Origin of the sequence: Rhizobium sp. 3T7 (assembly GCF_020166565.1) — a bacterium.
GTDB lineage: Bacteria > Pseudomonadota > Alphaproteobacteria > Rhizobiales > Rhizobiaceae > Rhizobium.
On record NZ_JAIQXS010000001.1, the window covers coordinates 170,757 to 185,712 of the forward strand.

The 14,956-nt window shown below is 60.2% G+C and carries 15 protein-coding genes; 11 read left to right on the plus strand and 4 right to left on the minus strand.

Annotated elements, in window-relative coordinates:
* Positions 1–7: 7 nt before the first annotated feature.
* The gene (locus K9B32_RS00830; RefSeq protein ID WP_007802131.1) at positions 8–1,054 is read right to left on the minus strand and encodes an NAD(P)-dependent alcohol dehydrogenase; all 1,047 of its coding nucleotides are present in this window, start codon (positions 1,052–1,054) and stop codon (positions 8–10) included.
* A 186-nt stretch (positions 1,055–1,240) separates the two neighbouring features.
* Between K9B32_RS00830 and K9B32_RS00835 the strand changes: the two genes are divergently transcribed.
* The 3 genes from K9B32_RS00835 (at position 1,241) to ilvC (ending at position 4,018) form a co-directional block, all read left to right on the plus strand.
* Entirely contained in the window at positions 1,241–2,146 is a 906-nt protein-coding gene (locus tag K9B32_RS00835) for an AraC family transcriptional regulator (RefSeq protein ID WP_224560037.1), read from the plus strand.
* Positions 2,147–2,299: 153 nt separating this feature from the next.
* Positions 2,300–2,950, plus strand: a complete 651-nt coding sequence (locus tag K9B32_RS00840; protein ID WP_007802125.1) for a TetR/AcrR family transcriptional regulator — start codon at positions 2,300–2,302, stop codon at positions 2,948–2,950.
* Between the two features lie 48 nt (positions 2,951–2,998).
* Positions 2,999–4,018, plus strand: a complete 1,020-nt coding sequence (gene ilvC / locus K9B32_RS00845; RefSeq protein WP_224560038.1) for a ketol-acid reductoisomerase — start codon at positions 2,999–3,001, stop codon at positions 4,016–4,018.
* 49 nt (positions 4,019–4,067) lie between these two features.
* On the opposite strand, the gene K9B32_RS00850 is transcribed toward ilvC, so the two are convergent.
* Together K9B32_RS00850 and K9B32_RS00855 are read right to left on the minus strand one after the other, a co-directional pair.
* On the minus strand, positions 4,068–4,655 hold the full coding sequence (locus K9B32_RS00850; RefSeq protein WP_224560039.1) for a class I SAM-dependent methyltransferase: 588 nt from the start codon (positions 4,653–4,655) through the stop codon (positions 4,068–4,070).
* Between the two features lie 92 nt (positions 4,656–4,747).
* Positions 4,748–5,005 carry a GlsB/YeaQ/YmgE family stress response membrane protein gene (locus K9B32_RS00855; RefSeq protein ID WP_224560040.1) on the minus strand — a complete coding sequence of 86 codons (258 nt, stop codon included), beginning with the start codon at positions 5,003–5,005 and terminating at the stop codon, positions 4,748–4,750.
* 151 nt (positions 5,006–5,156) lie between these two features.
* On the opposite strand from K9B32_RS00855, the gene K9B32_RS00860 reads away from it, so the two are divergent.
* Positions 5,157–5,627, plus strand: coding sequence for a YidB family protein (locus tag K9B32_RS00860; RefSeq protein ID WP_224560041.1), 471 nt, complete (start codon positions 5,157–5,159; stop codon positions 5,625–5,627).
* Between the two features lie 196 nt (positions 5,628–5,823).
* Positions 5,824–7,044 carry a PLP-dependent aminotransferase family protein gene (locus tag K9B32_RS00865; RefSeq protein ID WP_224560042.1) on the plus strand — a complete coding sequence of 407 codons (1,221 nt, stop codon included), beginning with the start codon at positions 5,824–5,826 and terminating at the stop codon, positions 7,042–7,044.
* Positions 7,045–7,069: 25 nt separating this feature from the next.
* Here K9B32_RS00865 and K9B32_RS00870 read toward each other — a convergent pair whose 3' ends face one another.
* Complete coding sequence (locus tag K9B32_RS00870) at positions 7,070–8,128, minus strand: aldo/keto reductase (protein WP_224560043.1); 1,059 nt, start codon at positions 8,126–8,128, stop codon at positions 7,070–7,072.
* Between the two features lie 161 nt (positions 8,129–8,289).
* Between K9B32_RS00870 and K9B32_RS00875 the strand changes: the two genes are divergently transcribed.
* From K9B32_RS00875 to K9B32_RS00900, 6 genes are all read left to right on the plus strand, one after another.
* The gene (locus K9B32_RS00875) at positions 8,290–9,267 is read left to right on the plus strand and encodes an ABC transporter substrate-binding protein (protein ID WP_224560044.1); all 978 of its coding nucleotides are present in this window, start codon (positions 8,290–8,292) and stop codon (positions 9,265–9,267) included.
* 6 nt (positions 9,268–9,273) lie between these two features.
* Positions 9,274–10,968 (plus strand): ABC transporter permease, encoded by a 1,695-nt coding sequence (locus K9B32_RS00880; RefSeq protein WP_224560349.1) that lies wholly within the window; start codon positions 9,274–9,276, stop codon positions 10,966–10,968.
* A complete protein-coding gene (locus K9B32_RS00885; protein WP_224560045.1) occupies positions 10,956–11,984 on the plus strand; it encodes an ABC transporter ATP-binding protein in 1,029 nt (342 codons plus the stop codon). Before K9B32_RS00880 ends, K9B32_RS00885 begins: the two co-directional genes overlap by 13 nt.
* Before the next feature lie 68 nt (positions 11,985–12,052).
* Positions 12,053–13,162 (plus strand): endonuclease/exonuclease/phosphatase family protein, encoded by a 1,110-nt coding sequence (locus K9B32_RS00890; RefSeq protein ID WP_224560046.1) that lies wholly within the window; start codon positions 12,053–12,055, stop codon positions 13,160–13,162.
* Positions 13,159–13,908, plus strand: coding sequence for an NUDIX hydrolase (locus K9B32_RS00895; protein WP_224560047.1), 750 nt, complete (start codon positions 13,159–13,161; stop codon positions 13,906–13,908). The genes K9B32_RS00890 and K9B32_RS00895 overlap by 4 nt, the downstream gene beginning before the upstream one ends.
* Positions 13,909–13,973: 65 nt before the next feature.
* Positions 13,974–14,885 carry a PhzF family phenazine biosynthesis protein gene (locus K9B32_RS00900; RefSeq protein WP_224560048.1) on the plus strand — a complete coding sequence of 304 codons (912 nt, stop codon included), beginning with the start codon at positions 13,974–13,976 and terminating at the stop codon, positions 14,883–14,885.
* The last annotated feature ends 71 nt before the right edge of the window (positions 14,886–14,956 follow it).

Genomic DNA, 14,956 nt, shown 5'->3' on the forward strand with positions numbered 1-14,956 from the left:
GCGTTTGTCAGGCAGCCAGCGAGGCGATGTCGATGACGAAGCGGTAGCGAACATCGCTCTTCAGAACGCGTTCGTAGGCTTCGTTGACCTGCTGGATGTTGATCTTCTCGATCTCGGAGACGATGTTGTGCTCGCCGCAGAAGTCCAGCATTTCCTGGGTTTCCTTGATCGAGCCGATCATCGAGCCGGAAATGCTCTTGCGACCGGGGATCAGCGAGAAGGCAGCGACCGGGATCGGGTTTTCCGGCGCGCCGACCACGACGAAGGCGCCATCGACCTTGATCAGGCCGAGATAGGCGTTCCAGTCAATTTCGGCGCTAACAGTGCAGATCACAAGATCGAAGGCGCCGGCAAGCTTTTCGAAGGTCGCCGGGTCGTTGGTGGCGTAATATTCCTTGGCGCCGAGCTTCAGGCCGTCTTCCTTCTTGGAAAGGCTCTGGGAGAGGACGGTGATATCCGCGCCCATGGCGGCGCCGAGCTTGACGCCCATGTGGCCAAGGCCGCCCATGCCGACGATGGCGACCTTCTTGCCGGGGCCGGCATTCCAGTGGCGAAGTGGCGAATAGAGCGTGATGCCGGCGCACAGCAGCGGGGCGGAAGCGTCAAGCGGAAGGTTGTCCGGAATGGACATCACGTAGCCTTCCTTGACGACGATCGAGTCTGAATAGCCGCCCTGGGTAGGCGTCTTTCCGTCGGCCTCGACGCTGTTATAGGTGCCGACCAGGCCCGGCATATACTGCTCGCGGTCAACGTCGCGGGTTGCGCATCCAACGCAGCTGTCGACGAAGCAGCCGACACCGACGCGGTCGCCGACCTTGAACTTGGTCACGGCAGAGCCGACAGCCGAGACGATACCAGCGATTTCGTGACCCGGCACGATCGGGTAGACCGCATTCTTCCACTCGTTGCGGACGGTGTGGATGTCCGAATGGCAGATGCCGGCGAACTTGATGTCGATCACGACATCGTCAGGATTGGGGTCGCGACGCTCGAAGGTGAAGGGTGTTAGCGGCTTCGACGCGTCGGTGGCAGCATAGCCTTTTGCAATAGGCATCCGGGACTTCCTTTGGTTGCTGGGCGGATGGCCGAAAATGCATCGGAACGTCTCAGGTGCGGTAGAGCGATCCTCCGAGCTTTTTGCACGATCCTGCAAAATTGAGGGGATGGGCTATTCTCGGGGGCTCGAACCTACCCTAGATAGAGCACATCCGCCGGCGCTGCAGATAAAGGTTTCTTTCGCATGACCTTGCCGTTCAATCCCTATCAGGAGATCGCTTCGATTGCCGCTCGATATGCCGGCGACGAGGGCGAAGTCCGCACTGCCATCGAGAGCCTGGGGATCAGCCGCCGGCATTCGCCGAGCGCGCCGTGCCACGGCAGCTACCGGCCTTGTATTGCCTTGGTTATCCAGGGCTCCAAGAGCCTTCGTCTCGGAACCGACGTTATCAATTATGGCGCTGGCGATTACCTTCTGACCTCGCTCGATCTGCCTGTCATCTGGCGCGTGGTCGAGGCCAGCGTGGAGGTTCCGCACTTCTGTCTGACGCTCGCCATCAACAGCGAAAAGGTTCTTGAGTTGCTGAGTCGTGCCGATATGCCACGGCCAGCCATGCCGGGACGGGGCCGCGGGATCGCAGTCAATGTCGCGACGCCGGAGCTTCTGGATGCAACGGTGCGGCTGCTGCGCTTGCTCGATAGTCCGAAGGATATCGCAGCGATGGCGCCGCTGATCGAACAGGAAATCCTCTATCGCGTGCTTACGGGCCCAGATGGCGGCCGACTGATCAGTATCGCGGTCGCTGATAGTCACGGCAACCGTATCGCACGAGCCATTGCCTGGCTCCGCCAGAACTTCGCGCGCCCGCTGCGCATCGAGGATCTCGCCGAGCAGGTCAATATGAGCGTGTCGTCCTTCCATCATCATTTCAAGTCGATCACGGCAATGACGCCGGTGCAGTACCAGAAGCAGCTGCGGCTACACGAGGCACGCCGTCTGATGCTGGTCGAGCGTCTTGATGCCGGCACCGCCGGGCATCGGGTCGGCTATCAAAGTCCGTCGCAGTTCAGCCGCGAATACAGCCGAGTTTACGGTCTGTCTCCCGTACGAGACGTCGAGGCAGCGCGTGAACCGGTTGATGGTGCTTGAGTCTGTGTAAGCGAATTGCCTGAGCTTGGCGCAGGCATAGTTAGGCAGTGCGCTGCAGCATGAATTTTTCCCTAGATGCCGCTTGACGCGCATCGAGCTTTGCAGCATAAAGCTTGCGAACCGTACCGTACGGTACTTGTCGGGAGTGAGGCTGTGTCCGTCGATAATTTGGAGCCCAGCGAGTTTTCGCCGCGCCAAAACGCCGTTCTAGAGCAGGCGTTGCGGCTGCTCGTCGATGGCGGCGAGAAGGCGCTGACGACATCGGGCGTTGCCCGCGCCGCGAATTGCTCCAAGGAAAGCCTCTACAAGTGGTTCGGCGACCGTGACGGACTGCTGTCTGCCATGATCGCCTACCAGGCCAGCAAGGTGCGCACGTTCGAGCGCAACGGCGAGCGACTGACGTCGGCCAGCCTGCACGACCACCTTGTCATCTTCTCGAAGGATCTGCTTGAGGTTCTCGCCGGCGACGTCTCTCTGGCGCTCAACCGTCTTGCCATCGGCCAGTCGCATCGCGACGGCTCCAAGCTCGGCAAGCTGCTTCTGGAGCGCGGTCGCCGCCAGATCGATCGCCGCGCCATGGGGCTGATCGATTCCGGCAAGCGCGCCGGTCTGCTGCGCTTCCATGATGCCGACGAGGCATATCACACGCTTTATGGCCTGATTGTTTCCGATCTGCATGTTCGCATGCTGCTCGGCGAGCCGGGCCTCAAGGATACTGCGCGTCAGGCGGAGAGGGCGGTTTCCGCCTTCCTGCGCCTCTACGGCACGGAAAAGGTTTTGGCGGAGATGCCGCTCGTCGGCTGACCCCACTCTTACAACAGTCACAGGACAAGCAAAGGGAAGGAAAGAACAATGCGCGTCTATTACGATCGTGATGCAGATCTCAACCTCATCAAGTCGAAGAACGTCGTCATCGTCGGCTACGGTTCCCAGGGTCGCGCACACGCCCTGAACCTCAAGGACAGCGGCCATGCCAACGTTGCGATCGCCCTGAAGGCCGGTTCGGCAACCATCAAGAAGGCAGAGGCTGACGGCTTCAAGGTCATGACCGTTGCCGACGCTGCCAAGTGGGGCGACCTGATCATGATGGCGACCCCGGACGAGCTGCAGGCCGATATCTACAAGAGCGAAATTGCAGGCAACATCCGTGATGGCGCTGCGATCGCGTTTGCGCACGGCCTCAACGTTCACTTCGGCCTGATCGAGCCGAAGGCTTCGCTCGACGTCGTCATGATCGCGCCGAAGGGCCCGGGCCACACGGTTCGCGGCGAATATCAAAAGGGCGGCGGTGTTCCCTGCCTCGTTGCCGTTCACCAGAACGCTTCCGGCAATGCGCTTGAACTGGCTCTCTCCTACGCCTGCGGCGTCGGCGGTGGTCGTTCGGGCATCATCGAAACCAACTTCCGCGAAGAGTGCGAAACCGACCTCTTCGGCGAACAGGTCGTTCTCTGCGGCGGTCTCGTCGAGCTCATCCGCGCTGGTTTCGAAACCCTGGTCGAAGCCGGTTATGCGCCGGAAATGGCCTACTTCGAGTGCCTGCACGAAGTGAAGCTGATCGTCGACCTGATCTATGAAGGCGGCATCGCCAACATGAACTACTCGATCTCCAACACGGCCGAGTGGGGCGAATACGTCACCGGCCCGCGCATCATCACGGCTGAAACCAAGGCTGAAATGAAGCGCGTCCTGCACGACATCCAGACCGGCAAATTCACGTCCGACTGGATGCAGGAGTACAAGGCAGGCGGTTCGCGCTTCAAGGGCATCCGCCGCATGAACGACAGCCACCAGATCGAAGAAGTCGGCGCCAAGCTTCGCGGCATGATGCCGTGGATCGGCAAGAACAAGCTGGTCGACAAGTCCGTCAACTAAGCGGTTTCAGACTGCTGTCTTAGCAGGGCCGGGGCGAAAGCTCCGGCCTTTATTTTTGCGCCCGCACCGCAAGCCAGCGGGTCGGCTTTCCGTCGTAGCCTGTGCCGTCGCCTTCGCTGATGACAATGTTGTGCCAGCCGCCATTGCTCAGCATTTCCGACAGAAGCTCCGCCGACGGGTAATTATAGTATCGACCGAAGCCGTCGTACCCCTCAGCCTCGCCTGCCTTGAAGGTGGCATGGAAGGTGCCGCCGGGCCGCAGCGCCGTGCGGATCCGTTCCAGCACCTCGGGAAGGGCTGCGCGCGGGACATGCAACAGGCTGGCCTCGGCCCAGACGCCGTCGAAGGCTTCTTCCTCGTCCAAATCCTCGAAGCGCAGTACCGCAACAGGATGTCCGAGAAGCGTCTCTGCCTGCTTTGCGACTGCCGCCGATCCGTCTGTCGGCGTCACGTCGAAGCCCTTCGACAGCATGTAGGCGCTGTCCTGACCGCCACCGCACCCCAAATCCAGGACGGCTGCGCCCGGAGGCAACAGCGAGAGAAAGGCATCCAGCCGTCGAATAGGCAAAATGCGCTCGCGCGAGGCGTAGCTGGCCGCGTTGTCGTCGTAGAATGAAGATGTACTCTTGTCTGCCATGATCGTTCGCCCGATGAGTCAAGGCCGGAGTTACACGCACAATGCCGCCGCCTTTGAGGCGGCGGATATTCGATCGATGAAGAAATAGCGAACTAGATGGAGCGGCGCCCGCTGACGGCGTGGTAGAGCCAGAGAACCACAACGGCACCGATGACGGCGACGACAAGGCTGTAGATATTGAAGCCCGTCACGCCCGACGCACCGAAGAAACTGAAGATGACGCCGCCGACGATTGCACCGACGATGCCAAGGACGATGTCCATCAGCATGCCCGCGCCTGACTTGTTGACGATCTTGCTGCCGATGAATCCTGCGATCAGTCCAAGGATAATCCAACCGATTACTGACATCTGCCATCCCCTCCTTGATTGGTTGAATATTCAGGCCATCTTCCCGTTTAAGCTAAATAGCTCGTCGGGGAATTCAAGGTTCGCGAGAACCTTATGCTTTCATTCTACAGTTGTTGTTCTGTGAAATGAAGAAACCGAAAAGGAGGATAGCATGGGTATCTTTGATGACGCCGTTCCAGGCGGAAATATATCAAAGCCGATCATGATTGCTCTTGGAGCGCTGTTGGTGGGAAAGCTTCTCGGTGGTGCGGGCAGCCAGACCGATCCAGCCGCCCAGCAGGCCAATCCGCAGGCTAGTCCACAGACCGGTGACGGCGGGCTTTTGGGTGGGCTCGGCGGTCTGGGTGGCCTCGGTGGCCTTCTCGGCAAGCTGACGGAAGCCGGGCAGGGCGATACGGTGGATTCCTGGGTCCAGCCCGGGCAGAACAAGCCGATCGCGCCGGGCAGCCTCAATGAAGCGCTGGGCTCCAAGACGATTAGCGATCTCGCACGTCAAGCGGGAATCAGCGAGCAGGAGTTGCTAAACCAATTGTCGACCGTCCTACCTGGGGTGGTCGACAAGCTCACGCCGCGAGGCCACCTGCCGACACAAGAGCAGATCGCATCGCTTTTCCGCCAGTGAGCCGATGCTTGCAGGGAAGCCCCGCTCCCGAGGGGAGCGGGGCTTCCCTGGCGTTTTTCCGGTCGCTGTCTCTGATTTTTTGGACTAAAAGGCGCCCAGACTTATCACCGTGACAAACAAATAGGTCAGTAATGTTGACTTATCATTTGTTGCGTGGTTCTGTCGCCTAAAGACAAAAAATTACGAGGAAATGCCCATGTTGAATTGGGAAAGCATATTCGCGACGCGTTCTTCACGTATGCGCGCATCGGAGATTCGCGAGCTTCTCAAGCTTCTTGACCGTCCTGATATCATTTCCTTTGCCGGCGGCATCCCGGATCCGGCACTTTTCCCCGATCAGGAATTCAAGGCCGCTTACGCCGATATCTTCAATAGCTCCGCCGTAAACTCGGCGCTGCAGTATTCCGTCAGCGAAGGCTACAAGCCGCTCCGCGAATGGCTGATCAAGCAGATGGCCGCCATCGGCATCCCTTGCGACCTCGATAACGTCTTCATCGTTTCTGGTTCACAGCAGGGTCTGGATTATCTCGGCAAGCTTTTCCTTTCGCCTGATGACACGGCGCTCGTTACCTGGCCTACCTATCTCGGTGCGCTGCAGGCCTTCAACGCCTACGAGCCGACCTATGACCAGCTGTCGCCGAACGGCAACCGGACGCCCGGTTCGTACAAGGCGCAGGCGGCTGCTGCCGGCGGCAAGGTGAAGTTCGCCTATCTCTCGGCCGACTTTGCCAACCCAACGGGCGAAACTGTCGATCAGGCCGGACGAGAAAAGGTGCTCGCGTTGGCAGAGGAGCTCGATATCGCGGTCATCGAAGACGCAGCGTACCAGTCGCTGCGTTACGATGGGACGCCGATCGCGCCGATCCTGGCGACGGAAATCGCGAAGAAGGGACATATCAACGACACGCGCACCATTTATTGCGGCAGCTTCTCGAAGACGCTGGCGCCGGGCCTTCGTGTAGGCTTCATCGTTGCCAATGCTCCTGTCATCCGCAAGCTGGTGCTGATGAAGCAGGCGGCTGACCTGCATTCCTCGACGATCAATCAGATGGCGATCGCGCACGTCGCCGAGCGCGGTTTCGATGCTCAGGTCGCCAAGATCAAGTCGGTCTACAGCCATCGCCGGGATGTGATGCTGGCGGCGCTGGAGAAATACATGCCGGCCGGAACGAGCTGGACCAAGCCGGAAGGCGGCATGTTCATCTGGGTGACGCTGCCGAAGGGCATGGACGGCGCGAAGCTGCTCGCCAAGTCGCTGGAAACGGCCAAGGTCGCCTTCGTCCCCGGCAAGGCATTCTTCGCCGACGGTTCGGGTGAGAATACCTTCCGCGTCAGCTTCTCCTGCGCCAACGATCAGATGATCGAAGAGGGGATCGGCCGCCTCGGCGCGCTGATCGCTGGAGAAATCGGCGGCTGATCGGCCGCCGACTTTTCAGAACCAACTAACGATTCAAGTGCGGGCCGAACAATTCGAGGTCGGCCTCACTCAGCCTATCGCTTGCCGTATTGAGCTGGTGCCAATACGGATAAAGCACGGGCGGCAGGCTGACCGCATCGAGGCGCTTACGCTCGTCTTCGGTCAGCTTCAGGTCTGCTGCGGCCAGATTGTCCTTGAACTGGGCTTCGGTGCGGCCACCGATGATGACTGACGTGACGGCCTTGCGGCCAATCAGCCAGGCAAGTGCCACCTGTGCTGCCGATGCGCTGCGCTGGTCGGCGATCGCCACCAGCGTTTCCACGATATTCCACAGGCGGTTTTCGTCTCGGATCGGTGGCTCTGTCCACCCGGCAAATTGACGCGAACCTTCCGGTGCGGCCTGGTTGCGACGATGTTTGCCGGAAAGCAGGCCGGCAGCGAGCGGGCTCCAGACAAGCACGCCCAGTCCCTGGTCTATGCTGATCGGCAGCAATTCGTATTCTGCTTCACGCGCTTCGAGCGTGTAATGGATCTGCTGGCTGACGAACCGTTCCCGCTTTTCCCTCTCGCTGACGCCGAGCGCCTTCATGATGTGCCAGCCTGAGAAATTCGAGCAGCCGACATAGCGGACCTTGCCCTGGCGGACGAGCGTGTCGAGCGCCTCCATGGTTTCCTCGAGAGGTGTCTGTCCATCCCATTCGTGAAGCTGGTAGAGGTCGATGACATCAGTCTTCAGGCGCCGAAGGCTCGCTTCGCACGCGCTGATGAGATGATAACGCGAGGAGCCGGTGTCGTTTACGCCGTCTCCCATGCGAAAGCGCGCTTTAGTGGCGATCAGAACACCGTTCTTGCGTGGCCCGCCGATGATCTCGCCGAGAATTTCCTCGCAGACGCCCTGCGAGTAGACGTCAGCTGTATCGATCAGGTTGACGCCGGCGTCGAGGCACATGTCGACGAGCCTGCGCGCTTCGGCGACACCGAGATCGCCAACCATCTTGGCCCAGCCTTGGCCGCCGAACGTCATCGTGCCCATCGTTACAGTCGAAATCTTGAGGCCGGAGCGGCCGAGAAGGCGGTATTCCATATGCGTCCTCCCAAAATGCTTGAGTCAAAACTTGCGGTAGAAGATAGGGGCGGGGCAAGTGGGTCAAGGGCGCGATGCGTGTCAGCGCCACGAAGACGACTGTCACAATCATGTTATCCGCGGTGGCTAAGGAACAGCTCTCCCGTCACCGAGGATCCATCATGAAGACGATCGTTTCCGCCGCCGCGCTGTTCGCTGCGAGTTTGCTTGCAATCCCGGCATCCGCCGCCAATCTCGTTCTCTACACGAGCCAGCCGAACGAAGATGCACAGGCGACCGTGGATGGCTTCATGGCTGCCAATCCTGACGTCAAGGTGGACTGGGTGCGCGATGGCACACCGAAGATCATGGCCAAGCTGCAGGCGGAAATCGAGGCGGGCAATCCCGTTGCCGACCTTCTGCTGATTGCCGACATAGTGACGCTCGAGCGCCTGAAGGAAGCCGGTAAGCTGCTCGCCTACAATTCGCCGGAAGCCGCAAGCTATGACGCCGCGCTCTACGACGCCGACGGCTACTATTATTCGACGAAGCTGATCACCACCGGCATCGTCTATAATACTTCTGCCGCGTTCAAGCCGACGAGCTGGAGGGATCTGACCAAGGCTGAAGCGAAGGGTCTCGTGACCATGCCGAGCCCGCTGACATCTGGCGCAGCCCTCATTCACGCGCAGACGCTGGCCGCAGTCGATGGTCTTGGCTGGGACTTCTACAAGGATCTCGCCGCCAATGGCGCGACGGCTGCCGGCGGTAACGGTGCGGTCCTCAAGTCGGTTGCCTCCGGCGAAAAGGCTTTCGGCATGATCGTCGATTACATGCCGATCCGCGAGAAGGCCAAGGGTGCGCCGGTCGAGGTTGTCTTCCCGACCGAAGGCGTTTCGGCGGTAACGGAGCCAGTCGGTATTCTCGCCAGCTCGAAGAACGCCGATGCCGCGAAGAAATTCGTCGACTACGTACTCTCTGAAAAGGGGCAGGAAGGCTTTCTCAAGCTCGGCTACATCCCGGCTCGCAACGGCATGAAGCTGCCGGAAGGTTTTCCTGCTCGCGACAGCATCAAGGTGCTGCCGATCAATGCCGCCGAGGCGTTGAAGAATACTGACCAGGACCTCAAGACCTTCTCCGGCATCTACGGATCGAACTGATCGTTGCTGCACGGATATGTTCGTCCCGGAAACAGCCAGCCAGTCTGGCTGTTTCCTTTTGTGGTCAGCATCGTCCTGATCCTCGGCGTACTGCCGTTGGCGCGGCTCGCGATTGCAGGCATTGCCGCGCTCTCAAATGGCGGCCTTGGCGCGGTACTTCGCGATCCCGCGCTCTGGTCGGCGACCTACTACACGCTCGTCACAGCCATTCTTGGGACGCTGATCTCGCTTGCCATCGGCTGCACTTTTGCGTTCCTGCTGACGCTGACGGATATTCGCGGTAAAGGCCTGCTGAGCTTTCTGTTCGTCCTGCCGATGATGATCCCGCCGCAGGTGACGGCGCTTGCCTGGGTGCAGATGTCCGGGCCGTCAAGCCCGCTGCTGAAGGCGCTGCACATTGCACCTCCGCTCGGATCGTCGCAGCCGCTTTATTCGGTTGGCGGCATATCGCTGCTCTACGGCGTGCAGCATGCGCCGCTCGTTTATCTCGCTCTCCGGGCCGGCCTGATGGCACTGCCCCGCGATGGCGTCGAGGCGGCGCGTCTCGCCGGAGCCAGTAGTCTTCGGGTTTTCCGCGACATCATCCTGCCGCTTTCGCTGCCCGGCATCATTGCCGGAGCTGCAATCTCTTTCGTCTCCTGCACCGGCAATTTCGGCATTCCGGCAATCCTCGGCATACCCGCCTCAATCTACACGCTTCCGACGCTGATCTTTACCAAATTCTCGGCCTTCACCAGCCGGACTTTCGGCGACGTGGCGCTGCTTTCGGCGATCATCGCGATCATTTCCGTTGCCGGACTTGCCATTCAGGACCGCGCCTTGCGCGGACGCGATTACCGCGTGCTTGGGCTCTCGGGCGCAAGCGTGGCCTTCGAATTGGGCGGTTGGAAGTTCCTTTGGCAGCCGCTACTTTGGCTCTGCCTTTTCTTCATTCTGGCAGCACCATTCTTCGCTCTCTTGGCCGGTGCGCTCGTGCCGGCCTATGGCGTGCCGCTCACCATCAAGACGATGTCGGCAAACGCGTTCCACGAAATCCTCTTACGGCAAGCGGTCACGCGGACAGCGTTCGTCAACTCGCTGTCTCTCGCTGCGGGGACGGCATTGTGTCTCCAGGTGGTCACCGTGCTTGCGGCTTACGCCTTGACGCGACGCAGAGACCTTTTGAGCCGGATTGTTTCCAGCCTGATCGAGATTCCCTATTCGCTGCCCGGCATCGTCATCGCCGTGTCCTTCATTCTCGTATTTGCCGCGCCGATTCCCATCCTGCACGTGACACTTTACGGGACGATCTGGATCATCTTGATCGCCTATCTCTCGAGCTTCTTTGCTGTCAGCCTAAAGCCCGTCGTCAGTGTGTTTCATCAACTCGATCCGGCGCTAGAGGAGGCGGCACGGCTTGCGGGAGCGGGCTTCTTCCGGCGGCTTGTCGATATCATCGTGCCATTGATCGCCCCCGCCACGGGAGCATCGGTCATTCTGGTCTTCCTGATCGCGTGCAATGAGCTCACTATCTCCGCACTCCTGTGGTCTGCCGGGACGCAGACGCTTGGCGTGGCAATCTATAATCTCGACGATAGCGGCAGCTCCGATCTGGCATCGGCGCTCTCGGTGCTCGTCGTCTTCATGGTCGTTGTCATGATGCTGCTTCTGGAGCTGATGGCAAAACGTTTGCCACGAGGAGTCGTGCCGTGGCGGAACTGATCCTCAATCGTCTGGCCAAGGATTTCGGCACAGGGCGCGCGGCCGTTGCAGATTTTTCCCTGAAGGTGCGGCACGGCGGCTTTCTGGCGCTGCTTGGACCGTCGGGTTGCGGCAAGACGACGGTGCTGCGGATGATCGCGGGTTTCGAGGCCCCGACGGATGGCTCTATCCATCTTGGCGAGCGGCTGCTTGCAGACGCCTCCCGGTCGCTGCCGCCGGAACGGCGCAATATGGCGATGGTGTTTCAATCCTATGCACTTTGGCCGCATATGAGTGTCGCGGACAATGTCGGCTATCCCTTGAAGGTGCGCGGTATTTCCGGCGAGGCCTACAAGCACAAGGTCCGCGAGGCGCTGGCGACGGTCAGGCTGGCCGATCACGCTGAGCGCCGTCCCGCCGATCTGTCCGGTGGCCAGCGACAGCGGGTGGCACTGGCGCGCTGCCTCGTGTCGTCACCTGACGTCGTGCTGCTCGACGAGCCGCTTGCCAATCTCGACCGGCACTTGAAACAGGAGATGGAGGAAACATTTCGCGAGTTCCACCAGCGCTCTGCTGCGACGATGATCTATATCACGCACGACCAGAGCGAGGCGATGGCACTCGCAACAGACGTTGCCGTCATGTCCGAAGGACGCCTTCTGCAGGCGGCGCCTCCCGCTGAGATTTATGCCCAGCCGGAGGGCCGGCTGGTTGGAGGGTTGATCGGTCGCGGCGCAATTCTCTCGCTTCCGTCTCCAGCTGGTGACATTAGACTGCTCGACTGGTGCGCCCTCGAACCGTTGTTCTCCGACAAGGCCGATGATCGGCCAAAGGCGGATGTGTTGGTGCGGCAGGAGGATGTCTTTATCGCGGGTGAGGGAATCCCGGCACGCGTCGAATCCATTCTCTACGAAGGCGAGCGCTATGCCGTGAAGCTGCTGCTTGGGGACGGGCAGGTGCTTCGCGCCTTCAGCCGGGAGCGGCTGCAGGTTGGCGAAAGCGTGCGGGCGGTGGCGCGGGCCGCGTGGCGCCTCTGATTTCAAAACGTCTTTCCGAAGCAGGCGCTAGCCACTACTAATGGTGCAACGTCAACTGGAAATGCTCGATGTCGCTTCGCCTCGCCACTTTCAACGTCGAAAATCTCATGACGCGTTTCGACTTCACCGGCTTCCGCAACCAGCTGCGCCAGGATCGGGTGATCAAGCTTTTCGATGTGCGTAGCGAAGGTGTGTACCAGCAGCTCGAGCAGGCACGGGTGATTTCCTCGACCGATGATACCCGGCAGATGACGGCGCTGGCGATCGCGGATGCCGATGCTGACATTCTGTGCCTGCAGGAGGTCGACAACATGGAGGCGCTGCAGGCCTTTGAATACGGCTATCTGTTCCGGATGGTCGGCAACGGCTACCGACAAAAATATCTGGTCGAGGGGAATGACAGCCGCGGGATCGACGTTGCGGTGCTGATGCGGGAAGAGACGCGCGACGGGCAGAAGATCGAGCTCAGGCAGATCAAGAGCCATGCGATGCTCACTTATCGCGATTTCGGGCTTTTCAACGATCAACTGGCGCTGACCAACCGCATCGACGATAAGCTCTTCAAGCGCGACTGCCTGGAACTGGACCTCGAGATTGGTGGCGTGCCTTTGTCGCTCTATGTGGTCCACTTCAAATCGATGGACGGACCGCGCACGGAAGGCGTCGACAGCAGGCTCGGCACGATGCCCGTGCGGCGGGCCGAGGCGCTGGCGGTGCGCCGTATTATCGAGGACCGCTTCGGCGGTCGCATCGATGACAAGCGGTTCGTCATCTGCGGCGATATGAACGACTATCAGGAGCGCGTCGACGTCATAGGACGGCGCCGCACAGGGTACCGTTTCGAGCATCGAGACGAGAGCGTCAGCGCACTCGATGTTTTCAGTCATGACGGATTTGCCGAGAACGTCGTCCGCCGGCGTGATCCGCTCGATCGCTGGACGCTCTACCATGCTCGCGGGCCCGAGCAGCAATGGCTGTGTCAGCTCGACTACATCTGGTTGTCGGACGCACTCGCCAGATCCAATGCTGACCGCCTGCCGGAGATTATCCGATCTGGTCAGCCTTATCGCACCGTCTTTCCGCCCGGCCAGGAGGTCGAGCGTTATCCCCGCACGGGCTGGGATCGACCGAAAGCCTCCGACCATTGCCCCGTTGTCATGACATTGGATTTGATATGAACATTCATTTTTCAGAGGATTTCGCCGGCTGGCCGCCGGAGCAGACCGTATTTCCGATTGCCGGTCTGGATCTCCGCGTCCTGTCGGGAGACCATCCCTTCTATCTCGCGCAACGTGAGGCGATTCGGGAAAACTGGGAAAAGGAAACTGCTGCGAACCCGGCGCTATTCGATGGCCGAATGGTCTTTCAGATGCGGCTGGCGCTGACCGATAGCGGGAGTATAGCGGCCGAAGGCCACGTCATACCGTTTTCGACATTTATGTGGTGGCGCCGTCAGGCGAGCCGGCAGGGTGGCATCCACCTGTTTGCCTATCCTGTTTTGGAGACATCCGATGGCGCGCTGGTAGCGATCCGCATGGGAAGCCACACAGCCAATCCCGGCCAGGTGTATTTCGCCGCCGGCTCTCTGGAGCCCGAGGATGTTTCCGGAGACCGCTGCGACGTCGAGGGCAACATGCGTCGCGAGGTGCTTGAGGAGACGGGGCTTGACCTCAATGATGCCAAGGCGGGCGATCGGTACTATGCAAGCCATGTCAGGCGCACCGTAACGGTGCTGCGTCTCTTTCGCTTCGATCTGACCGCGAATGAGATGATTGAGAAGATCCACGCACACATGCTGGTAGCCGATGACAAGGAGATTGCCGGCGCGGTTGCGATACGTTCGGCCGATCCCAAGGCGTACCCCTACAACATTGCGATGCTCCCGGTCATCGACTGGTACTTTGGAGAAAGGCGAGGCGCTTAACGCCTTGCGCTCGGTCTTCTGGTCGGGCAGGTTGGCGAAACGAGGACCGAGACAAGGAGGCCGATGTGGCGCGCAGCTACAGCGTCTACGACGTGTTCACCGACCGCAAACTCGCCGGTAACCCGCTCGCCGTCATCTTCGATGGTGACGAGCTCAGCGATGACGCCATGCAGGCGATCGCCAAGGAAACGAATCTTTCGGAAACGGTCTTCGTCCAGCCCGCAGACAATCCAGCCTACACGGCGCGGATTCGTATCTTCACGCCCGGTCGCGAATTGCCCTTTGCGGGACACCCGACGGTCGGCACAGCGATCGCTCTTGCCGAGTATGCACACGGTAAGTCTACCATCGATCTCGTTTCGGTACTGGAGGAGAATGTCGGGCCGGTGCGTTGTGCGGTTCGGCTGCGGGAGGGCGAGGCGAGCTTTGCCGAGTTCGACCTGCCGCGGAAGTCGCAGCAGATCACCATGCCGCTCGACAAGCTTGGAATTGCCAATGCGCTGTCGCTGAAGACGACGGAAATCGGCTTTGAGAACCACGTGCCATCGCTCTGGAGTGCGGGAGTGCCATTCCTCATGGTTCCCATCCACGACATCGGCGCGGCGCAGCGAATGGATTTCGACCCGCAACTTTGGGAAGCGACGGTTCCCTTCGTCGATGGCGCGCTTGCCTCCGCCTATATCTACTGTCGGGGCGGCGTAAACCATTCCGCGAAGTTCCATGCGCGGATGTTTGCGAGCGGCATGGGGATCGTGGAGGACCCGGCTACGGGGGCGGCAGTGGCCGCGCTATCCGGCACCATTCACCATTTCGATCGCCTGACGGACGGACACCATGGGGTGATGGTCGAGCAAGGTGTGGAAATGGGCCGACCATCGTTGATCCATCTGCATATGGATATCGAAGGCGGAGCGATCTCGAATGCCCGGATTGGCGGGCAGGCGGTGCGTATCGCAAGCGGAACGCTGGACCTTTGATTTCATTGCATTTCGGCCATGCGCAAAAATCTTCGCATTTAACCAAAGAATTTTCGAGCAGGCGCTAGACA